We start from the raw sequence: 21,563 nt of genomic DNA on the forward strand, positions 1-21,563 counted from the left end.
CATAGATTATGCTTTTACGAGGTGAAAGCCATCATTTTCATTACTATGAAAGCTATCTGGAGAAGAAGGGGATAAAACTAATCGATATTCACTTTGTTTTGTTATACGGTGTATTTCATGAAATACTTCATTATGGTAGGCTCCCCAATAGTCACCAGAACGTTGATCAACAAAGATAACAATTTGATTGGTTTTTCTTTCCTTCAGTCCCTTGGCTAAAAAATTAGTCTTAGAATCTAGTTCTTCAATAATATTTTTGACCCTTTTTCGTGTGGATTCTTTTACATTAGGATGTTCATTTAATACCCTAGATACTGTCCGAACAGAGGTATTACTTAATCTAGCAAACATCTTTGATAGTAGGTTTCTTCATTTCCATCAATCCTTTCCACTTTTGCCATCGTTAGCAAAAGTCAAATATAATAATGAATCAATTATAATGTTAACGCTTTCTATTTGTTTTTTACACCTGAAATTCCAGAATGGAGAGTAAGCTTGGCTGCTTTTATGGACACCTCAAAAGTTATATTCAGCCGCCCATTCATGCTGTTCTATTTATGGTTTCTGTATTTATAAAAATACTATCCTTAGTTGAAAAGGAAATAATAAGTACATGTGCAAAGCCAAGCCTTCTAACATATTATAAGTATAATGTATTCGTACGGTTGAAGAATGAATAACGGATAGTCAAAATGAATCGAACGAGAATAGATTATTACATGAGGAGTGGATTGAGGGTTGGTGATAGGAAAATGAAAAGCCATAATAAGAACAAGAAAATTACAAGTGATGAAAAAAAAGAAAAAGATGACTTGAAAAAAAATATTGAGAAGCAGATAGAGGCAGCCGTCTGGTTACAAACTTTTGGTCTGATTGCGGAGACAATTCTCACCTCCAAATTGTTAGCACTAGATGAGGAAGACGTGGATGGAGAACAAGATGTCTTTACTGGAATTCTAGTTCAAACGATTGGACAATTAGTCCAAAGTATAGGAGTTTCTCAGCAAATATCAGCTACAGATAAAGAACTATTTATAAATGGTCAAAAAATAGAAGTAACAGGTGATTTTATTCAGTTAATCGGAGTTGCGATGAAAGCATTCGGAGGGGAAAGAGAGTTACTTGAAGAATTGCAAAAAATATCTGAATTAGAATTTATCCCTTAACGTGGTGTGTTAGTATTCAGAGATGAAGAGCAGTAAAGGTAATTCTTAATATGATAATGGAAAAAATATTAGGGTTGATAATGATTAATCGATTAAATTTGATAAATAAATGTATAAAATAATTTTAGATTTATGGAGATGGAAAGTAATTTCTTTCCATTTTTTTATTGTCTATGAAATTAAATCTGTTTCTACATGGTGGATAACTTTTTTGAAAAGTAGTATTGTCGTCTAGTCAAGGATATTAAAGAAGTTATCGAGTCTAAGGAGGTTGAAGAAGTAATCAATAAAGAATTTAAATAATTTTTCGGGAAGCCTGAATGGATGGAAAAACATTACAAAAGAAGTTTGCGGCAATGATAGAAGTTGATGAAAAGTAGTAACTTCAATCATATACAATGCTGTACTTAGTGGGAAGAAAGCTGTAGAGAAGGGAGTAGTTTCGCTTCTCTACAGCAGCCATTTATTCTGCTTCTATATGCTTTTTAAATTCGTTTAGAACCGTCCCAGCTTCTGGTCCGATAATAATTTGCACATGTTCATTATCTATTTTTACAACGCCATGTGCACCCGTCTGTTTTATTTTAACTCCATCAACTAGTGAGGCATTTTTAACTACTAATCTTAAACGTGTCATACAATTTTCGTAGTCTACTACATTTTGTTTACCGCCAACATATTCAAGTATCTTTTTTGACATATAATCAAATTTATTGTGAGAGAGCTCCAATTCTTGCTCACTCTTTTTAGTTTCGATACCAAATTCCAGATTATCTTCTCTACCGACTACTTTTATATTCTTCTTTATAATAATCGTATAAAATGTAAAATAATAGAGTAGTCCAAATGCTAATCCAATAGGAATGATCATTAAACCGCTGTCAGAAAGACTTAAATTCAGACTATAATCAATGACACTTCCTCCCCAAGAAAATCCATGTCTAATACCGAATAAATATAAAGTAGCTCCTGCTAACCCTGTATATAAGGAATGAATAAAGTATAGTAATGGCGAAGTAAATATAAAGGTAAATTCAATCGGTTCAGTTATTCCCGCGATAATTGAGGTTAAACCTCCAGAATTCATTAACGCTTTTGTTTCCGCTTTCTTTTTCTTGTGAGCAGCTCGAGTTATAGCTAAAGCAACTCCTGGAACTCCAAAAATCATGACGATAAAAAAGCCGCCAAGGAAGTATCCAGCAGTTGGGTCCCCATTCAAAAATCTAGTAATTTCTCCAGTTACAATTTCTCCGGATGGAGTTTCATAGCTTCCTAAACCAAAATAGATATACGTATTTAAGACATGATGTAGTCCAAAAGGAAGTAGAAAGCGATTTAAAAATCCAAAAATAAATATTCCTACTGCTCCCAGACCAACTAGAGCTTGAGCAAATGAATCAATACTTTGTTGAGCATAAGGCCATATGAAAGAGAAAAGTCCAGCCACAGGTATCATTGTTAAAATAATCATTGTAATGGGGAACTTTTCACCACCAAAAAACGAAAACATACTTGGTAACTTAGTATCTTTAAATCGATTATAAATACCAGCTGCAATTAAACCAGCCATAACACCTCCAAAAACACTCATATCCAAGTCAGGATTCATAAGGTTTAAACCTTCATTTAAGACGGTTATTGCCAGAAACCCTGTAAGAGCAGGGACTCCACGATCCTTTGTTTTAGCTAGTCCCATTGCGATACCAATGGCGATGAGCATATCCATATTAGCAAAAATAACTCCAGCTGCTTGAAACAACTGCCAATCTAATAAATCTTCTGCACTTATTCTAAATAGAATACCAGCTATTGGCATCGCAACGATCGGAATAAGCATGGATTTACCAAGTTTTTGCATAAACTTTCTCATCTTTTAGGCCTCCTCTTTTTGTAACTCACGATACGTAATTAATTGAAAATGTCTTTGCAGCTTCCTCTTTATATCGGGATGTAGAAGCATTGCTAATTCTTCTATTCGAGGTGTCGCATAGGAAGAGCCTATCATTAACGATTTATCAAGATAAGCAGGATGACACATGACTTCTATTGTTTGTGCTTTTTTATACTCGTGTAAAACTGTTTTTATGCCTTCTAATAGTATTTCGGGATTGTATTCAAAATAATCTGTAGTAGTAATCGACCCAAATTCAGGCTTTATTTTAAAGTTGTGGCGTACCGGTAATTTATATTCCTTGGCGAGTTCTAGGAATACAGGCAGTATTGGTTCTAAATTGTTAATATGATGGTGACTGTCTAGATGGGTAGGTATTAAGCCTGTATTTAAAAATGATTCAATTTGCGCTTTCCATTCCGCATATAACTCATTTGCATCAATATGAAATAGTTTTTGGTAGTGGTAAAGCTTTTTAAAATTACCGTCAGAATCTACTAAGGTGCGGTGATTCTTTAAAATAGGTTTTCCGCATGTAAGTGTCAAATGGATGCCAATTCCTAATGATTTATGTTTTTCCCCTAGTTCATAGGCATGTTCTGCACCTGGCATATTTGTCATTAAAGTCGTGGACGTTAACACTCCTTCTGTATGGGCATCGACTATTCCATAGTTAACTGAGCGCGAGTATCCAAAATCATCAGCGTTAATAATTAGCTTTTTCACTTTTATCCCTTCCCTTATGATGGAAATTTTCCTCTGAAAAATTATAGTTTATCTATTCTTTCTTTTTTAAAAATAATATTGTCGTCTAGCTTATGCACTTGAACTTTCGATTTTTCTACGGATAAGTGAATATCACCTCCTCTTTATGTCGCTATTTTTTTTATCCCAATGTAAAGGTCCGTATTTTTCTTAAGTTAAAAAATGTTCTTATGATTTTTTGTACTGATAAGAAAAACGGCTCCTAAACCCCCGATTCATTTAGACGACAGGACAAGGAAAGCTTCTTGATTAGACATCGCACGCAGAAAAAGCGTTCTTCTTTTTCCAGGACAGAGTTGTTACGACAGCAATACATCGCACGCAGAAAAGTGCTTCCTTTTCCAGGACAGAGTTGCTTCGGCAGTGACGCATCGCATTAGAAAAAGTGTTCTTCTTTTTCAAGACCAGCTATAAAAAGTCAAGGTAAAAATGGAGTGAGAAAAGCCCTCCTTGAATGAAGTTTCGATTTATACGTTGCTAGCTAAGCAAGCCCTTCCTTATTTCAATTCTGGCCAATATCCTTTATTAGCTTTAATGAGATCATCCAGTATAGCTTTTGCTGTAGGAACATGAACAACTGTTCTATTTAAAGTTAATGCTTGCAAAGCTTTGGTATAACTGTTTTCAAAGTATGCATCTGCAACTAATTTTTCATAAGCTAATTGATTCTCAATTAACCCTTTATAAAATGTTGGGATTTTACCAACTGAGAAAGGCTTTGGGCCACTAGCTGTTAACAAGGCTGGAACTTCAACCATTGCATCATCTGGTATATTTGAGATAATTCCGTTATTTTCAACCATAACGATATATGTTTGTTTTAAGTTATAAACTAAAGAAGCTGCTGCTTTCACCATATAAACTCCATGAATATCAACATGTAGTTTGACATTTCTGGTGGATTTATCCTGAATGATTTGGTTACAAAGCTCGGTTATTCTTCTTTCTCTTCCATTTATTACTTGGCGTGCACGAGTATTTGTAGGTATTTCTTTTTTAGCTAAATCGTCTGGATAGAGATAATATTGTAAGTACGTATTTGGCAGAAACTCAGGGAAATCAATTAGCATTTTCCTTGCCTGTTCAAATGTCTGTTGCCATGACTGATCATTTGCAATTTCTTGATCCGTAGGTGAAAAGCCTTCATCCATAATGGTATCTTTAATGGTTTGTGTTAAATCATTCCCTTTACTATCCTCAATTTTTGTAAACCAACCAAAATGATTTAAGCCAAAGTACGATGGGGTTAAATCCCATATGTTTTTGTTCAGCATAGATGCGAAGCTATGCATGATTGCAATCGGCATATCACAAATATTTAATAGCCTATTATCTTTTGGAAATTCTCTTTTCAAAGCCTCTGCTACAATTGCTGCTGGATTTGTATAATTTAATATCCAAGCGTTTTTAGAGTGTTTTTTAATATCGTTAACAAGTTCTATCATATCTTTAATAGAGCGTAATCCATACGCCATTCCACCTGGCCCACATGTTTCTTGCCCGACTACACCATACTTTAATGGGATTTTTTCATCCAGCTCTCTCATCGGAAGTCCACCAGTTCTGATTTGTATAAAAGCAATATCAATTCCGGTAAAAGCTGTTTCTTTATCCGTCGTGTAGGTGAAGGATTTTAACTCCGGGTAATATTCATCTAAAATGATGGAGGTTGCTTTAGCAACTTTTTCCTGGCGTTTAGAATCATTATCATAAAACGTAATTGTGCTTAATGGGAAATTCTTCTTTTCTGCTATTAGGCTCATGATCATACCAATGGTATAGGTGCTTCCACCACCAACGATGACTAGATTCTGTTTCCTCATATGTGAAACCCCTTTCAGTTTTATTACTATGATTGTAACACAACAATAATACAACTACAATACAATTTTAATACAAATATCATTAAAAGTTCTATAGCTATGAAAATATGTATGCAAATGGTAAACTGAAAAGTAAAGTACTGGAGAGGTAGGGTCTTTTATGTGGAATAATTCTTTGCCGTTATATAGGCAAATTGCAAATAAAATTAGGGAAGATATCATGCTAGCCAAGCTATCTAAAGGAGATGCTATCCCTGCAGAAGCTAAGCTCGCAAAAACATATGGTGTTAGTCGTGTAACGATTAGACAAGCTTTAAAACTGTTAATAGAAGAAGGATTGCTTTATAGCGTTCAAGGAAGTGGAACTTATGTTAGCCACAACAAGATAGAACATAATATACTTAAATTACAAGGTTTTACTGAAGAAATGGAAAAATTACAAAATAACCCAACGAATGAAGTTTTGGAATTTAAGTTAACAGATCCTACAGACGAGGTTCAAAAAATATTGAATATTACAACGAAAGATAAAGTTTATTATATGAAAAGGTTGAGATTTGCGGATGAAGAACCTTATTTATTAGAAGAGTCATTCTTACCAGTAGAGCTATTTCCCGATTTATCAATTGACATAATAAAAAAATCGAAATATGATTATATTGAAAATAAGGGGTATGTCATCAATAGGAGATACGGCGAGTTAATACCGATGTTACCTAATGAGGAGTTAAAAACGATTTTACAATTAGATGGAGACGAACCATTATTGTTTTTAAAAGCTTTTACTGTATTTAAAGATGGACAGGTTTTCGAATATTCCAAAGTATACTACCATCCAAAAAAATACGCTTTTAAATTTGTTTCATTAAAAGAATAACATACAGGTTTATATAGAAAAAAAAGTTAATGATTTAAGGTGACTTTTGATCACGTATACTCGGGTTCATGATGGAAGGAAAAAGACAGGGGATGTATCCGTTGTTTGATGAAACAATGAAATTTTGATTATCATTAAGGTTAGTTAAATAACAACATTTTACTCTTGACTATCTGAATACGAAGTTGCATAATATAACTAATAAAATAAGGTACCTTTAATTCAGTCCTGTGAGGCTGACAAGGAAAGCGGATGTGGCGATAGATCTTTTTTATGTATACATAAAAATTTCTATCAGCAGGCTTCTTTGTCAAATATTATGACAGGAAGCCTGTTTTTTATGCGCGTATTCCGGGTCTCGGTGGTACCGAAAACCAGGAGGAATTATCAATGAAAAAACGAGATACAGAGTTTTCGTTAGAAGCAGTGCCTTCATCTCACCGCAAAGGTTTTTGGAATACACTTGTAGTAATGCTAGGCTTAACCTTTTTTTCAGCAAGTATGTGGTCTGGTGGCGAATTGGGCCAAGGATTGACCTTCATTCGGTTTATGGGTATTGTACTTGCGGGGAATTTAATCCTCGGCTTATATACCGGAGCTTTAGCATATATAGCAGCAAAGACAGGATTATCTACACACTTGCTTGCACGTTACGCATTTGGCAAAAAAGGCTCCTATTTATCATCCTTTTTGCTCGCCTTTACACAAATAGGTTGGTTTGGAGTTGGGACAGCGATGTTTGCTGTTCCGGTACAAAAAGTGACTGGAATAGATATTTATTGGTTAATTGCTATTGCTGGTTTACTGATGACATTTACCGCATTTTTCGGAATGAAGGCATTGGCAATTGTTAGTTTTATTGCAGTACCGTTAATCTCAACCTTGGGTGGGGTATCTGTTTTTAAAGCAACTGAAAGTCTCGGTGGTATGCAGGAACTATTAAATTATCAGCCCGTGGAAGCAATCAGCTTAGCTGCTGCACTTACAATCTGTATTGGATCGTTTATTAGCGCAGGAACGTTGACGCCGGATTTTACTAGATTTGCAAGAAAAAAACGCTCAGCAGTTATAGCTACAGGAATTGCATTTTTCATCGGCAACTCGCTAATGTTTTTGTTTGGTGCGATTGGCTCGATAGCAACTGGTCAGGCAGATATTTCCGAAGTTATGTTTATGCAAAATTTGATTTTACCAGCTATTATCGTGCTAGGATTGAATATTTGGACGACAAATGACAATGCACTTTATGCTTCTGGTTTAGGATTATCTAATATTACGAAGATACCGAAGCATAAAATGGTTATTGTTAATGGAGTCATTGGTACAATTGGCGCCATGTGGTTATATAATAACTTTGTTGGATTCTTAACGGTTCTTGGCTCGGCCTTACCGCCAATTGGAGCCATTATACTAGCAGACTTTTTTATTTTACATCGTGGCAACTATCCAATATTTAACGATATGAAATTTAAATCTTTTAATTGGGTAGCCATGCTTGCATGGGCGAGTGGAATTACAGCAGCAACCTTTGTGCCGGGAATTCCACCGATTAATGCTTTAATCAGCTCTGCAATGGTACATGTTGTAGTTACAAAAATGGTAACGAATAGGAATGATGAAAAAGTAATTCTATCAAATACAGAGAAGGTGGGTCATTAATGATTATTAAAAATGCCACTTTACGGGGGAAAAATGGCAAGTGGGATATTGCAGTTGAAAATGATAAAATCCTTTCTGTGTTACCGGCTGATAATAATCGGTATGAGGGAAAAGTATTAGATGTAAATGGTTCGCTCGTTTTGCCACCTTTTATTGAACCACATATTCATCTTGATACAACGCTGACAGCAGGCGAACCAGAATGGAATCAAAGCGGTACGTTGTTCGAAGGTATTCAACGCTGGTCCCAGAGAAAAGATATGTTAACGCACGAAGATGTGAAAACGAGAGCCGAGCAAGCACTAAAGTGGCAAATTGCTCAGGGTATTCAACATGTTCGTACCCATATTGATGTAACAGACCCTCAACTGACAGCACTGAAAGCGATGTTGGAAATGAAACAAGAAATGGAAGATTATGTAGATATCCAAATAGTTGCTTTTCCTCAAGAAGGCATTTTATCCTACCCAAAAGGAAAAGAATTGCTGGAAGAAGCGGTAAAAATGGGGGCAGATGTGGTTGGAGGGATTCCTCATTTTGAATTTACGAGAGAGTATGGAGTGGAGTCGCTGAAGATAGTATTTGATCTGGCAGAAAAATATGATCGACTAGTTGATATTCATTGCGATGAAATTGATGACGAGCAATCTCGGTTTGTAGAAGTAGTAGCACTAGAAGCCTATGAGCGGGGATTTGGAGAAAAAGCGACAGCAAGCCATACGACAGCTATGGGGTCTTATAACGATGCATATACGTATAAGCTGTTTCGTTTGTTAAAAATGTCTAAGATTAATTTTGTTGCTAATCCATTAGTAAATATTCACTTGCAAGGGCGATTTGACACTTACCCAAAACGCCGTGGTCTTACACGTGTCAAGGAATTATTGGAGGCAGGGTTGAATGTCAGTTTCGGGCATGATGATATTTTTGATCCGTGGTATCCCCTTGGAACTGGCAATATGCTTCAGGTGCTTCATATGGGAATTCATGCTTCTCAGTTAATGGGGTATGAACAAATCATCAATGCATTGGATCTTATCACCATAAACAGTGCGAAAACAATGCATATAAAAGATCAATACGGTATAGAAGCTGGAAAACCAGCAAACTTCATTGTTCTTGATGCCGTAAATGAATATGAAGCCATTCGCAAGCAGGCAACAGTAACTCATTCCATACGCCAAGGAAAAATCATTGCAGAAACCCAGCCTAGTCAAATGAAAATCTGGTTAGAAAATGAAGAAACAGTAGATTTTAAGAAAAATTAAAACGTATTTGCAAACCTGTTGGTAGTTTCCAGCAGGTTTTTTCTTTAACTTTAAATGATCAATCCAGCTTCAGCCTAGCACTGACCTGTTTTACCCTAATACCGTAAACTCTCATGTAGTCCCAGCACTTGTTGGGCTGACATCTATTAGAAAGGAAGGAAAAAATGTGACCTGTTTTAAATGATAATGATGATGTTTGTTTCTAAACATTAGAAACAATTTCAAACAAAATGTGAACCTATGTAAAAGTTATTGCATGGAAAGTGCTTTCATTGTATAATAACATTACAGAACAAAAACGAACATTTTAGAACATTGAGTGGTGATGTATGTGAAGGAAAGTAGACAGACAAAAATTATCAATTTAATAAAAGAAAATGGCTTTATAAAAGTTTCGGATACAGCGAAAAAACTAAATGTAACCGAGATGACAATAAGAAGAGATTTAGTAGATCTAGAAAAACAAGGGCAAATTGTTCGAATTCATGGTGGTGCAAAACTTAAACCTAAAAATAATTACATTGAGCTCTCTCACATGGAGAAAGAAACGTTAAATGTAGAAGAAAAAAAATACGTAGCTAAAAAAGCGGCTGAATTAATTGAAGATGAAGACATTGTATTTATTGGCCCTGGGACAACTACTGGTTTTATATACGATTATATTAACGTTAACTCAGCAACAATTATAACGAACTCCATTTCTATTTTTAATCGCTTTCAGAATGCGGAAAAATTTGAAGTTGTCTTGATTGGCGGGAGATTAAGGGAACGAACGAAAACATTTATCGGGTATTTGACTATGAATTGGATAAAAGATATTAAAGTGAATAAATCGTTTATAGGTACAAATGGAATTTTTAAAAATGCTATTACTACTGCAGATGAGGAAGAAGGTGCAATTCAGCGAACGGTTATAGGTAATTCAAAAGAAACATATATCGTAAGTGATAGTTCGAAGTTTGGAGTCGAGGCATTTCAGGTTATTTGTCCAGTCGAAGATATAACTGCAATTATTACCGACAAAAACCTGCCGATAGAATATACAACTTTCTATAAAAATAAATGCAACATAATAAACTAGCTCTTTAGGAGGTTTGAGAATGAAAATCGCCATTGCAAGTGATAAGGCTGGAATTGAACTAAAGGAAAAACTTAAAAAATATTTAGAAAATCATCCCTATGAAATCATCGATGTAACGAAAAGCAAAGACTACGATTTTGTTGAGGCTGCTTCCAAAGTAGCTAAAATGATAAATGAAGGTAAAGCTGACAGAGGAATTGTTGTTGATGAGTATGGTGTTGGTTCATCAATCACAGCAAATAAATATAAAGGTATTATTTGTGCCAATGTTTTTGACGAACACTCCGCCAGAATGACGGTTCGTCACAATAATACATCTATTATTACTATTGGTTCAGGAATCGTTGGAGAAAAATTGGCTAAGCGTATTTGTGCCAGGTTTCTCCAAGCAACATATGATGGAGGCCGACACCAGATTAGAGTAGATATGCTAAATAAAATGTGCTAGGGGAGGACCGTTAACATGAGAATTTCAATTGGATGTGATCATATAGTCACTGAAATTAAAAATCATGTAGCAGACTATTTAACAAAAAAAGGTCATGAGGTTATTGATAATGGAACCTATGATAAGGAACGTACGCATTATCCTATTTTTGGAAGAAAAACAGCAGAAAAAGTTGTTTTAGGTGAAGCGGATCTTGGGATCGTCATTTGTGGGACTGGAGTAGGTATTTCAATCAGTGCAAATAAAGTAAAAGGTATCCGAGCTGCATTAGTCAAGGATATTGAAACTGCGAGATATGCGAAACAAAATTTAAATGCCAATGTTTTAGCTATGGGAGGTCGTATTCTAGGGATTGGTGTGATAGAGGATGCAATTGATGTCTTTTTAGAAACAAACTATGAAACAACACCAGAAAACAAAGCGCTAATCAGTAAAATAGATTCCATTCCAATGAGTGAAGAAGCAATAGACGCTAATCACATGTTTGATGAATTTATCGAAAAGTGGGATAAAGGATTGTATCAAGATTAACAATATTTTGAATGTTGGAGATTAAAGGAGGTGATTCTTTGGAAGCGATTCAATCATTGTATGATAAGAATTTGATTTTTATTGAAAATGTGCAAGAAAAAAGCGAGATATTTACTCTTGTTGGAAAACGTTTACATGAAAGAGGGGTGGTAAAAGAGAAATTTACTAAATCTATTATTGAAAGAGAAAATAACTACCCTACTGGACTTGATTTGAGTCCCGTGGGCAAAGGTCTTCCAAATGTTGCTATACCTCATACGGAACCAGAATTTTGCCTTCGTAAATGTATCGTATTGGTGAAGTTGCTAAAGCCTATTTTATTTCAAAATATGATTGCACCTGACAAGGTAATTGATGTGAAATATTTGTTTTTTATTATTAACAATCAAAAAGGAAACCAAACAAATATCCTTTCTGAATTAATGAGTTTTTTTACTACAGTAGAAAACATGAAGAAATTAGAACAGTTAGATAGCAAAGAAGAGATTTATCAATTTTTAACCAATGAAAATATGGAAATAAAAGGAGTGCAATAAAATGATAAAAATACTTGCAGCTTGTGGTGCTGGGATTAATTCAAGTCATCAAATTAAAACGGCAATTGAGGAAGAAATGAAGAAGCGTGGTTATACCGTAAAAGTAGATGCAGTAGTAATAAAAGATATTACAGAAGAGATGATGAATCAATATGATATTTTTACACCAATTTCTAAAACGAAATTTGGCTTTGATATTAAGATTCCAGTTGTAGAGGCTGGACCAATTCTTTATCGTATACCTGCAATGGCAGCACCAGTTTTTAATGAATTAGAAAGCGCTATCAAAAAGGTCAATAAATAACGTTATCACTTAATCTTTAGTATAAAAAAGGATGTGTGAACAATATGGAGGGTATAATTAATTTTGCAAACAAAATATTTCAACCCTTAATTGATTTAGGTGCCGCTCCAATGATGTTTATTTTGTTATCATTAATAGCTATACTTATGAAGGTTAAGGTAAGTAAGGCGCTTGAGGGAGGACTTAAACTAGCGATTGCTTTAACCGGAATTGGTGCAGTAATAAACATTTTAACAGGAAACTTTGCTCCCGCACTGCAAGATTTTGTTAAATCTACGGGAATCGAATTAACGATAACGGATGTGGGATGGGCACCATTAGCAACGATAACTTGGGGATCTGCGTACACGCTGTTCTTTCTATTCATACTCGTAATTGTAAATCTGATTATGCTGGTGATAAATAAAACGGATACGTTAGATGTCGATATATTTAATTTTTGGCATTTATCCATTATTGGACTTCTTGTTATGTATTATTCAGATAATTTGTTTTTAGCAACAATCCTTGTAATTGTATTAGGAGTAATGAAATTTATTAATGCTGATATAATGAAGCCGACATTTAATGATTTATTGGATATGCCTGACACAAATCCAACCACAACGACGCATTTAAACTTTATGCTCAATCCATTAATTATGTTTTTTGATAAGTTGTTTGAAAAGTTTTTGCCATTCCTTGATAAATATGATTTCGATGCAGCTTGGCTAAATGAGAAGATCGGTTTTTGGGGAAGTAAGTTTGCAATTGGAATTTATTTAGGAGCTTTTGTTGGATTACTCGGTCAACAGTCCGTTACAACCATATTTACATTAGCATTTATTGGCGGAGTTTCTCTCGAACTCTTTTCTATAGTAGGAACATGGTTTATTTCAGCTATGGAACCTATATCTCAGGGAATAACAGATTTTATGAGTAACCGCCTACAAGGAAGAAAATTCAATATTGGAATCGATTGGCCTTTCGTGGCTGCGCGAGCTGAAATGTGGGCGGCTGCTAATATTCTCGCACCAATTATGCTGGGTATAGCATTAATCTTACCCGGTAATGGGATCCTTCCTTTAGGAGGAATTATTGCTATTGGTTTAACACCTGCATTGCTAGTGGTTTGCCGCGGAAAGATTATTAGAATGATATTAATAGGTACGATTATGATTCCTGTATTTTTATGGTCCGGAACCGTAATTGCTCCGTTTGTAACAGAGACAGCTGCATCAGTAGGTGCTGCCCCAGCTGGATTAGAAGAAGGTGCTTTAATTACCCACTCCACTTTAGAAGGTCCAGTGGAAAAGTTTATTGCTATTTTAATAGGTAAAGCCGGGGCAGACTTTAATTTTAAATCTATTCTGGCTGCTTTTGGAGCTCTAGGTGGTTATATTTTACTATTTATTTGGTATATAAAGCAAATGAAAAAACGCAACAAAGAATACGAGGCAAATAAACAAGAAGAAGCAGCGTAAAAATTTATATGTTAAAAAATAGTAAGCAACAAGGCTTGGATCAAATAATTATTTGCAGTTCATACAAAGTACAATGAGTACAATCAACCAAAAGATTTTCTAATCTACGTGTAATAAATGAAAGTTGTATTTAGCTTGATGACATATAAAGAAAAAAATAGGTGATTCTATTCAAAACAATATCCTGTATCACTCATTGAGAGGATACAGGATATTGTTTTGTGATTAGGATATAGATTAGTAAACATAATATTTAATATGACAGTTTTGACACGTGAAAAATGTAATGTTCAACGTATAAGGATAAATAGGGAATCATGCACGAAAGCTGGTACTACCAAGTTTTCTAAGCTATAGATTTTCTATACTATTTCCTGTATTTTTGTAATTACAACATTCAGGTTAAAGGTAAAATATCTTCTTTTGTTTGTGGTGTGAGAAATGCATGCTGAGCAGCTGTATGAAGATCCCGCCAAATTCGATTTATAAGTGATTCTTCTTTGACGGCTTGCATACCAATTAATCTAAATAAGGTATCTACACAAGTTAATACTGTAGAAACAGCTTTTCTACAGATAAAGCCAAAATACGCTTGTTCTTTTGCAGTTAGCCTTTTGTTCTGAAGGTGTTTTTTCCAACTGTCATGTACTTGATCATAAAATAAATTTCGAGCTTTACGCCAATGGTCTTTTTCACGTTGATAGACTTCATCTATCAACATATAACGATCATCACCCCACAATGATTTCTTTTCTTTTAAGAAATGTTGTACTGTTTCTAAAAAATGTTCTCCTATCCCAAGCACAATTGCTGTAAAGGAGGCTTCTGAAAACATTAAAAAAGGAAAATCATAGATGTTATCCAAGTAATTATTATTTTGTTTTTTAATAATAGAAAATGTGCGATAATCGGGTACAAATTGATTTGTAATAGAAATGGTATGGCTACTTGTTCCTTTTAAACCGATTGCATTCCAATCTTCCATAACTTTTACTTGCTCTGGTTCAAAGATAAAAGAAAGAAGCCGGGGGTGTTTTTCTGATCCAGATGATTCTACCTTACATGTAGCAGTAAAAATAGACGCATATTGTGAACCACTGCAATAAAGCCACTCTCCGTTTACAATATATCCTCCATCCACTTTTTTTGCTGTACCAGCTGGAAAACCGCTTCCTGCAATGACCGCTTGCTTGGGTGAGTAGTAAGCTTTCGCTGCTTCTACCGTAAAGTTAGGGACAAACATTCCTCCGCCTGAACCGATCGTTACTAACCAGCCAAACGTTCCATCAATTCGCGAAGTCTCTTGAAATGTACGAATGGCTTGCGGAAAATCTAGCATGAAGCCATTTACTTCTTCTGGAACGATTAATTTAAATAGTTTTTTCTCATAGATAAATGCTAACAGGTTATCCGTAATGTATTTTGTTTTGTCGCTGGCTGTTACTTCAGATCGTATCCATTTGATTTCTTGTTCTGTAAATATCAACATTTTCATCCTTTTTTATTTCAAGTATAGCATTAATAAAGTTAATAAGTCTGCCGAGAACGTTATCATCATTGCGGTGGTAGGAGGTATAAAGGTTCCTCTTTTGGAAATAAGTAAGATCAATGAAAGATAGTGTAAGGAGAGATAACATAAAAGAAAGAACCTCCAGAAAATTATTTATCATATCCATTGTTTTCATCGGTAATAAAAATAAATCGATAACCAATTGACTTAGGTAAGAAATAGTATTATGATAAAAAACGTGAATGATTTTCATTATCAATTAGATTTGTGTCATCAAATTTGAATTAATTAGCAATTAAAATAACATAAAACAAGAAAACGATCTGCATATCTTATTGTGGTCAAAGAAGATCCTGTAAAGAAGGATTACTTTCCTTCTATTTGCAATAAGACTTGTTAACAAATTATACCTATTCATGTGAAATTAATCACATATTATTTTTAAAGGAGACAATAGATATACTATGGAGCAAGAAGTAATCATTGCATTTTTATTAACATTATTCGCCGGTCTATCAACAGGCATAGGAAGTTTACTTGTTTTTTGCACTAAAACTTCTAATACAAAGTTTTTATCATTTTCATTAGGATTTTCAGCTGGGGTTATGATTTATGTTTCATTAGTCGATATTTTTCCAGTGGCTCAAGAGTCATTAGTTGCTGAACTTGGCTCAAAAATGGGAAGTTGGCTTACAGTTACTTCATTTTTTGCTGGAATGATTTTAATTATGTTTATTGATAAATGTATTTTAAAAGAAAATGACCCTCATCAATTAATAGATAGTAAGGTGAATCGGAACCAATCCAATAAAGCGCCACATGCTGAACTATTAAAGATGGGTACTTTTACAGCAATTGCAATGGCGATTCATAATTTTCCAGAGGGTATTGCTACATTAGTCTCAGCACTTCAGGATCCAGTCCTAGGTGTAGTTATTGCGGTTGCCATCGCCATTCATAATATACCCGAAGGAATTGCAGTTGCTGTTCCTATCTATTATGCAACAAATGATAAACGTAAAGCTTTTCGGATATCCTTGTTAACAGGTCTTACAGAACCGCTTGGTGCTATTACTGCATACTTACTATTGATGCCATTTCTAAATGATACGATGTTCGGGATTATTTTCGCTATGGTTGCTGGAATAATGGTATATATTTCCTTAGATGAGTTGTTACCTGCTGCGAAGAAATATGATGGAGCACAATTATCAATGTATGGTCTTATCTGTGGAATGGCAGTTATAGCAATAAGTATTTTGTTATTAATGTAACAAGCATGTAGAAAGGTTGTTTATTCAGAAAATTATATGTGAATTATTTCACTATATATTTTCATGATGTAATTAAATAACTGTTCGTTATCTACTGCTTCCAAGAAGGAAGTAGTAGAAATAGCTTTATGGCATATTTATAGACAAATAGTAACTTTTTTGTAGGAATTAATTGCTTTCTTCAAGATTGTATTAAATTAAATAAGGCTAGTGAGAATTATCGGCTTCATCTCCAACCTTATCGCTTTACTCGACGAGTGAGCTTAGATAGGAGCCCGAATGTCGGTTCGTAAGGCCTTATTTTCTTATTCGCACAATTCCTTTGGGAAAAGTGCTCTATGGGTGAAGCTTCACTTACAATAAGTTAGCCATTCGTAGAACCGAATCACCTTTAATAACCCCCAACAATTCCTTTTCCTTCCTTCATACCTTTCCAGATTGAATTATCTGTTTATTATGATGATTGCAGACATTCCCAGCGATTTTTAGCGCTTGTATAGATTGTAGTAATTACTTAGCAATACTACTACTACTACTACTTAACACAACAGTTTGTACTTTTAGAAAACCTTTGAATGACAGATTCCAGCATGATAATTCATAAAAATTTTCATCACATATTGGGTATCAAGAGAACGGTTTACGTTTTAAGTCTTGCCTTATCCATTTCTAAATTTTAGTAGTAATGCTTTTATCGAATGTTATTAAAGTAAAATAAAGACAGATTAGTTAATAGTGAATTATTCATTAGAACCTTGATTTTATGGAGATATTTAGCGTATTATGGCTTGAGTAAGCACACATATAATAACATATTATTTGTCTGGATAGTGATGCTCTTACAGACAATCATAAGGAGATTATCGATGTATATAACTGTTAAAGACGTATTAGAAATGGAAAGATTTAAACAGGTAGAGCTGATAGCGGGAAGTAAAGGTTTAGAGCGCATGGTGGAAAATGTTTACTTTATGGAAGTTCCAGATATAGATGCCTATATCGATGCAAATGGGTTGTTATTAACTACATTATATCCAATTGCTGATGACGAAACACAAATAAATTCGCTTATTCCTAGATTGGCAAAACAAAAGCTTGCGGGAATAGCGATAAAGCCAGGAAGGTATATTGAGGCAATCCCTGAAAGTATGATCAAACAGGCGGACGAATTTAGCTTACCATTAATGAAATTACCAGATGATGCTAATTTATCTAATTTAACGAATCAAATTTTATCTGAACTTTTAGGGTCTAGAACTTCTGTGTTAGAATTTCGGGATCGGCTTCACCAAAAATTGCTAAATTTATTATTGGAAGGAGCAGATTTAAGTGAATTTGTTTACTCCATTGCAAATATCATTGAGGCTCCAGTAATTATCCTGGATAACAGCTTAACATGTATTGTCACCTCTATTGATCAAAACGAAAATAATATAGATTTTAATTATGCTGATCATTCAACTGATTCATCGCTTTTTAAAATGAACTTCACTGTTCAAGTTAATGATGTCACATATGAAAAAGGTGATTTATTTATTCAGCCTATTTTTGCAGGAGATAATAAGTTTGGTTATTTGCTTGTACTTTTAAATAAAGGAAAAGGTGCAACTGAAAACTTGATTGTTGCTGTTGAACAAGCATCTTTTCTTGTAGCTTTCTTATTTCAAACAGAAAAAGCTTTACTGCAAAAAGAGAGGAACTACTTATATAGCTTTATTAGAGATATTTTTAATAATCATTATACATCACAAACAGAAGTTATCGAAAAAGCGAAGGTATTTAAATGGGCTTTTTATTTTCCAACGGTTATTTTAAGCATAAAATCAAATATTACGGATAGTGCAAAAAAATTATCGATTTACTATCGAATGCTTGATTCAGGTTTAATAGAGAGAATTTTATCTGAAATACTGGATACACCAATAGATAACTGTCAAGTTGTTTACTATAACGATTCTTTAGTTTGCTTTATCAGCATTGTATTTGAGCAAAGGTTAAAACAAAAGTTAAAAAGAGCAAGTGATTTAATTATCTCCAATTTTAAAGAACTTTGTCATATTGGAATCAGTATTTCAGAGACCATTTATAATATGAAACAGTTAAAAGAGGCCTATGAAAATTCCTTATTAGTTTTTGATATTTATAAAAGGAAGTTAGCTGGGAAGTCATTTGTCTATTTTTATGAGGATATGGGTTTATTCCGCTTATTTCACTATGTACAAGATAAAGATGTGTTGGAAGCATTAGTAACAGAAAAATTAGGAAAAGTTATCACATACGATAAACAAAAAAATGGAAATTTATTAGAAACACTGAAATATTACATTAAAAATAATTATAATTTACAAAAAACAGCAGACGATATGTACATTCATTACAATACGTTGCGTTATAGAATTAATAAACTAAAAGAGTTGGGGATAGAAGGAGAAGACGGTTTAGAAATGACGCAAGTAGCTGTTGCTTTTCAATTATATTTATATTTAAAATCGCAAAAAAATATATAATCAGTAAATAGTATATAAAATTGTGGCAATGTTTTTAACGTTGTCAACTAGTATGGATTTCGTTGTTGGTTTATTACAATAAATAAAGTTTTATTCGTTTAAAATTGCTAATGAATACTCTTTCAATCATTGGTATGATGATTGTAACAAAGAAACGGAAAGAGGTGAGAGTTAACAAAATTAAATATAATGAGGAGGTCACAGCTTTAAAAAGAAAACCCTATTTTAAGGGAGTGAATCGCCATGGGCGGGGCAGTTAGTCGAATTAAATTGTGGCATCGAGAAGATATTGATGGTTTTTTTGGTTTGTTTACGAATAACTTAACGAATTTATTAGTGATGGCAGGTCTATTAAATATTTCAATCGGTATCCCAGCTGCAATTACCTATGGAAAAATTCTTCCAGCAGTTGGATTATCAATCTTTGCTAGTAGCCTTATTTATAGTTGGATGGCTTATCGATTAGCAAAAAAAGAAGGAAGAGATACGGTAACGGCATTGCCTTCTGGTACGAGTGTCCCACATATGTTTTTAATTGTGTTTCTCATTATGGGACCAGTGTATTGGAAAACAGGAGACCCTTATATTGCTTGGTTTGCCGGGTTAGCGTGGGGATTTGTAGAAGGGATTATTGAATTATCAGGTTCCCTAATTGGAGCGAAAGTCAGAAAGGTACTGCCAAGAGCAGCCATGCTAGGTTCACTGGCAGGTGTATCACTTACTTTTATCGTTATGACTCCAGCAATGCAGACATTTGATCTCCCGTATATTGGTTTCATTTCATTAGCCATTATCTTTCTTGGCTGGTTTGGTAAAGTGAAGTTACCATTTCGGATACCAGTTGGTTTGTTTGCTATCATCATAGGTACTATTATTGGCTGGATAACAAGAAATATGGATATAAGTGCTGTTACAGAGTCAGCGAAACAAATACAACTAAGTGTACCTACTTTTTCAGTAAAGCGAATTATCGACGGTTTTTCTGCAGCAGGGCCATTTTTAATCGCTGCAATCCCCTTAGGAATTTATAATTTTTTTGAAACGATTGATAATATTGAAAGTGCGGAAGTCGCTGGTGACAGCTATAATACTAAACAAGCTTTAATTGCCGATGGTTCTACGACAATATTAGCCAGCCTATTTGGAAGCCCTTTCCCAACTGCGGTATTTATCGGGCATGTTGGCTGGAAAGAAGCAGGAGCCCGAATCGGCTATACATGGGCCACTGGATTATCTATCTTAGTCTTAACTTGGCTTGGATTAATTTCGTTACTGTTAACGATCATTCCGCTTGAAGCGATTGTACCGATCTTAATCTATATTGGACTAATTATCGGAGCTCAAGCATTTCAGCATGTCGATATGAAATATGCACCAGCTGTTATTTTAGCGATGATCCCTTGGATTGCTAACTGGGGGCAAAATATTGTCGATACTGCTTTCACGAGTGCGGATACATCGGCTCTAGAGGTTGGTTATGCCGCCATAGCAACTGCTGGTTTAGAGTATAGCGGACTCCTTAGTTTAGGAACAGGTGCTATTATTATTGGCATGATATGGTCGAGTATTCTCGTGTTTATTATCGATCAAAACTTTAAAAATGGTGCGGTGGTATGTTTAATCGGAACGATTTTATCGTTTTTTGGAATCATTCATTATAAAGAAATTGGCATAGGCGTTGGCTGGGAAACTGCAATTAGCTATGCAGTGGTAGGACTGATTTTACTAAGTATTTGTGTGAAACAAAACACAAACAACATGGAGGAATTGTAAAATGAGTAAATTATATTCGATGGAAGCAAAACCTTATAATTTTGAATTTAATTTAGATAATACAGCGTTAGTAATTATTGATATGCAACGTGATTTTTGTGCACCAGGCGGTTTTGGAGAGAAATTGGGAAATGATATTACATTAACACGTTCCATTATACCAACCATTAAAAATGTATTGGAAGTAGCTCGAGAAAAAGGATTATTTGTTGTCCATACACGTGAAGGTCACCGCCCGGATTTAACCGATTGCCCGCCAAATAAATTAGCTCGTGGTAAAAAGCAGGGAGCAGGTATTGGCGATGAAGGGCCGATGGGAAGAATCCTAGTTCGTGGGGAATATGGTCATGATATTGTCGATGAACTTACTCCTGTTGAAGGTGAAGTAATCATTGATAAGCCCGGGAAAGGAGCATTTTTTCAGACTGATTTAGAGATAATTTTACGCAATAAAGGAATTACAAATTTATTAGTTGGCGGAGTTACTACACATGTCTGTGTACAAACAACGATCCGAGAAGCTAATGATCGTGGGTTTGATTGCTTATTACTAGAAGATTGTTCAGCTGCTTTTGATCCGAGAGATCATGAAGATTCAATTCGTATGATTCATCAACAAGGTGGCATATTCGGTTGGACTGCACCATCAAAAAACTTACTTGAAGCACTTAGTAAATAGCAGAAAGG

19 protein-coding genes are annotated in these 21,563 nt (G+C 34.5%); 14 read left to right on the forward strand and 5 right to left on the reverse strand.

Translation table 11 applies throughout. The features are described 5' to 3' along the window. Positions 1–6: 6 nt before the first annotated feature. Positions 7–351: a LacI family DNA-binding transcriptional regulator gene (locus BN1066_RS21040; protein WP_077319733.1), complete on the reverse strand. Its 345-nt coding sequence runs from the start codon at positions 349–351 to the stop codon at positions 7–9. A gap of 401 nt (positions 352–752) precedes the next feature. On the opposite strand from BN1066_RS21040, the gene BN1066_RS12025 reads away from it, so the two are divergent. Further along, a complete protein-coding gene (locus BN1066_RS12025; protein ID WP_077319734.1) occupies positions 753–1,166 on the forward strand; it encodes a hypothetical protein in 414 nt (137 codons plus the stop codon). A 463-nt stretch (positions 1,167–1,629) separates the two neighbouring features. Here BN1066_RS12025 and BN1066_RS12030 read toward each other — a convergent pair whose 3' ends face one another. From BN1066_RS12030 to BN1066_RS12040, 3 genes are all read right to left on the reverse strand, one after another. Continuing rightward, positions 1,630–3,036: a PTS transporter subunit EIIC gene (locus BN1066_RS12030; protein ID WP_077319735.1), complete on the reverse strand. Its 1,407-nt coding sequence runs from the start codon at positions 3,034–3,036 to the stop codon at positions 1,630–1,632. Between the two features lie 3 nt (positions 3,037–3,039). Next, on the reverse strand, positions 3,040–3,783 hold the full coding sequence (gene chbG / locus BN1066_RS12035; RefSeq protein WP_077319736.1) for a chitin disaccharide deacetylase: 744 nt from the start codon (positions 3,781–3,783) through the stop codon (positions 3,040–3,042). 536 nt (positions 3,784–4,319) lie between these two features. Continuing rightward, positions 4,320–5,645 (reverse strand): 6-phospho-alpha-glucosidase, encoded by a 1,326-nt coding sequence (locus BN1066_RS12040; RefSeq protein ID WP_077319737.1) that lies wholly within the window; start codon positions 5,643–5,645, stop codon positions 4,320–4,322. Between the two features lie 160 nt (positions 5,646–5,805). Here BN1066_RS12040 and BN1066_RS12045 point away from each other — a divergent pair, with 160 nt between their 5' ends. The 9 genes from BN1066_RS12045 to BN1066_RS12085 all read left to right on the forward strand — a co-directional run bounded on the left by BN1066_RS12045 (position 5,806) and on the right by BN1066_RS12085 (position 13,812). Further along, positions 5,806–6,522, forward strand: a complete 717-nt coding sequence (locus BN1066_RS12045) for a GntR family transcriptional regulator (protein WP_077319738.1) — start codon at positions 5,806–5,808, stop codon at positions 6,520–6,522. A gap of 390 nt (positions 6,523–6,912) precedes the next feature. Next, on the forward strand, positions 6,913–8,181 hold the full coding sequence (gene codB, locus BN1066_RS12050; protein ID WP_077319739.1) for a cytosine permease: 1,269 nt from the start codon (positions 6,913–6,915) through the stop codon (positions 8,179–8,181). Then, complete coding sequence (locus BN1066_RS12055; RefSeq protein WP_077319740.1) at positions 8,181–9,449, forward strand: cytosine deaminase; 1,269 nt, start codon at positions 8,181–8,183, stop codon at positions 9,447–9,449. Before codB ends, BN1066_RS12055 begins: the two co-directional genes overlap by 1 nt. Positions 9,450–9,780: 331 nt before the next feature. Further along, on the forward strand, positions 9,781–10,530 hold the full coding sequence (locus BN1066_RS12060; RefSeq protein ID WP_245799777.1) for a DeoR/GlpR family DNA-binding transcription regulator: 750 nt from the start codon (positions 9,781–9,783) through the stop codon (positions 10,528–10,530). Positions 10,531–10,549: 19 nt separating this feature from the next. Next, complete coding sequence (gene lacA, locus BN1066_RS12065; RefSeq protein ID WP_077319742.1) at positions 10,550–10,978, forward strand: galactose-6-phosphate isomerase subunit LacA; 429 nt, start codon at positions 10,550–10,552, stop codon at positions 10,976–10,978. Positions 10,979–10,993: 15 nt separating this feature from the next. Further along, on the forward strand, positions 10,994–11,509 hold the full coding sequence (lacB, locus tag BN1066_RS12070) for a galactose-6-phosphate isomerase subunit LacB (RefSeq protein ID WP_077319743.1): 516 nt from the start codon (positions 10,994–10,996) through the stop codon (positions 11,507–11,509). Between the two features lie 38 nt (positions 11,510–11,547). Beyond that, positions 11,548–12,045: a PTS sugar transporter subunit IIA gene (locus BN1066_RS12075; protein ID WP_218668077.1), complete on the forward strand. Its 498-nt coding sequence runs from the start codon at positions 11,548–11,550 to the stop codon at positions 12,043–12,045. A 1-nt stretch (position 12,046) separates the two neighbouring features. After that, entirely contained in the window at positions 12,047–12,349 is a 303-nt protein-coding gene (locus tag BN1066_RS12080; RefSeq protein WP_077319745.1) for a PTS sugar transporter subunit IIB, read from the forward strand. Between the two features lie 44 nt (positions 12,350–12,393). After that, the gene (locus BN1066_RS12085) at positions 12,394–13,812 is read left to right on the forward strand and encodes a PTS galactitol transporter subunit IIC (protein ID WP_077319746.1); all 1,419 of its coding nucleotides are present in this window, start codon (positions 12,394–12,396) and stop codon (positions 13,810–13,812) included. 397 nt (positions 13,813–14,209) lie between these two features. On the opposite strand, the gene BN1066_RS12090 is transcribed toward BN1066_RS12085, so the two are convergent. After that, on the reverse strand, positions 14,210–15,298 hold the full coding sequence (locus BN1066_RS12090) for an acyl-CoA dehydrogenase family protein (protein ID WP_179104377.1): 1,089 nt from the start codon (positions 15,296–15,298) through the stop codon (positions 14,210–14,212). Between the two features lie 488 nt (positions 15,299–15,786). Between BN1066_RS12090 and zupT the strand changes: the two genes are divergently transcribed. The 4 genes from zupT (at position 15,787) to BN1066_RS12110 (ending at position 21,555) form a co-directional block, all read left to right on the forward strand. Further along, positions 15,787–16,596 carry a zinc transporter ZupT gene (gene zupT, locus BN1066_RS12095; RefSeq protein ID WP_077319748.1) on the forward strand — a complete coding sequence of 270 codons (810 nt, stop codon included), beginning with the start codon at positions 15,787–15,789 and terminating at the stop codon, positions 16,594–16,596. Between the two features lie 866 nt (positions 16,597–17,462). Further along, entirely contained in the window at positions 17,463–19,103 is a 1,641-nt protein-coding gene (locus BN1066_RS12100) for a PucR family transcriptional regulator (protein WP_077319749.1), read from the forward strand. Between the two features lie 243 nt (positions 19,104–19,346). Beyond that, on the forward strand, positions 19,347–20,876 hold the full coding sequence (locus tag BN1066_RS12105) for a xanthine permease (RefSeq protein ID WP_077319750.1): 1,530 nt from the start codon (positions 19,347–19,349) through the stop codon (positions 20,874–20,876). 1 nt (position 20,877) lies between these two features. After that, on the forward strand, positions 20,878–21,555 hold the full coding sequence (locus tag BN1066_RS12110; RefSeq protein WP_077319751.1) for a cysteine hydrolase family protein: 678 nt from the start codon (positions 20,878–20,880) through the stop codon (positions 21,553–21,555). The last annotated feature ends 8 nt before the right edge of the window (positions 21,556–21,563 follow it).

Source organism: Virgibacillus proomii, assembly GCF_900162615.1.
GTDB classification, from domain to species: domain Bacteria; phylum Bacillota; class Bacilli; order Bacillales; family Amphibacillaceae; genus Virgibacillus; species Virgibacillus proomii.

Bases quoted from the DNA above. Each gene is read 5' to 3' on its own strand.
- BN1066_RS12055 (WP_077319740.1), top strand. From the start codon at position 8,181: ATGATTATTAAAAATGCCACTTTACGGGGGAAAAATGGCAAGTGGGAT.
- BN1066_RS12100 (WP_077319749.1), top strand. From the start codon at position 17,463: ATGTATATAACTGTTAAAGACGTATTAGAAATGGAAAGATTTAAACAG.
- BN1066_RS12045 (WP_077319738.1), top strand. From the start codon at position 5,806: ATGTGGAATAATTCTTTGCCGTTATATAGGCAAATTGCAAATAAAATT.
- BN1066_RS21040 (WP_077319733.1), bottom strand. From the start codon at position 351: ATGTTTGCTAGATTAAGTAATACCTCTGTTCGGACAGTATCTAGGGTA.
- lacB (WP_077319743.1), top strand. From the start codon at position 10,994: ATGAGAATTTCAATTGGATGTGATCATATAGTCACTGAAATTAAAAAT.
- BN1066_RS12030 (WP_077319735.1), bottom strand. From the start codon at position 3,036: ATGAGAAAGTTTATGCAAAAACTTGGTAAATCCATGCTTATTCCGATC.
- BN1066_RS12085 (WP_077319746.1), top strand. From the start codon at position 12,394: ATGGAGGGTATAATTAATTTTGCAAACAAAATATTTCAACCCTTAATT.
- BN1066_RS12105 (WP_077319750.1), top strand. From the start codon at position 19,347: ATGGGCGGGGCAGTTAGTCGAATTAAATTGTGGCATCGAGAAGATATT.
- zupT (WP_077319748.1), top strand. From the start codon at position 15,787: ATGGAGCAAGAAGTAATCATTGCATTTTTATTAACATTATTCGCCGGT.
- lacA (WP_077319742.1), top strand. From the start codon at position 10,550: ATGAAAATCGCCATTGCAAGTGATAAGGCTGGAATTGAACTAAAGGAA.
- codB (WP_077319739.1), top strand. From the start codon at position 6,913: ATGAAAAAACGAGATACAGAGTTTTCGTTAGAAGCAGTGCCTTCATCT.
- BN1066_RS12110 (WP_077319751.1), top strand. From the start codon at position 20,878: ATGAGTAAATTATATTCGATGGAAGCAAAACCTTATAATTTTGAATTT.
- BN1066_RS12040 (WP_077319737.1), bottom strand. From the start codon at position 5,645: ATGAGGAAACAGAATCTAGTCATCGTTGGTGGTGGAAGCACCTATACC.
- BN1066_RS12080 (WP_077319745.1), top strand. From the start codon at position 12,047: ATGATAAAAATACTTGCAGCTTGTGGTGCTGGGATTAATTCAAGTCAT.
- BN1066_RS12025 (WP_077319734.1), top strand. From the start codon at position 753: ATGAAAAGCCATAATAAGAACAAGAAAATTACAAGTGATGAAAAAAAA.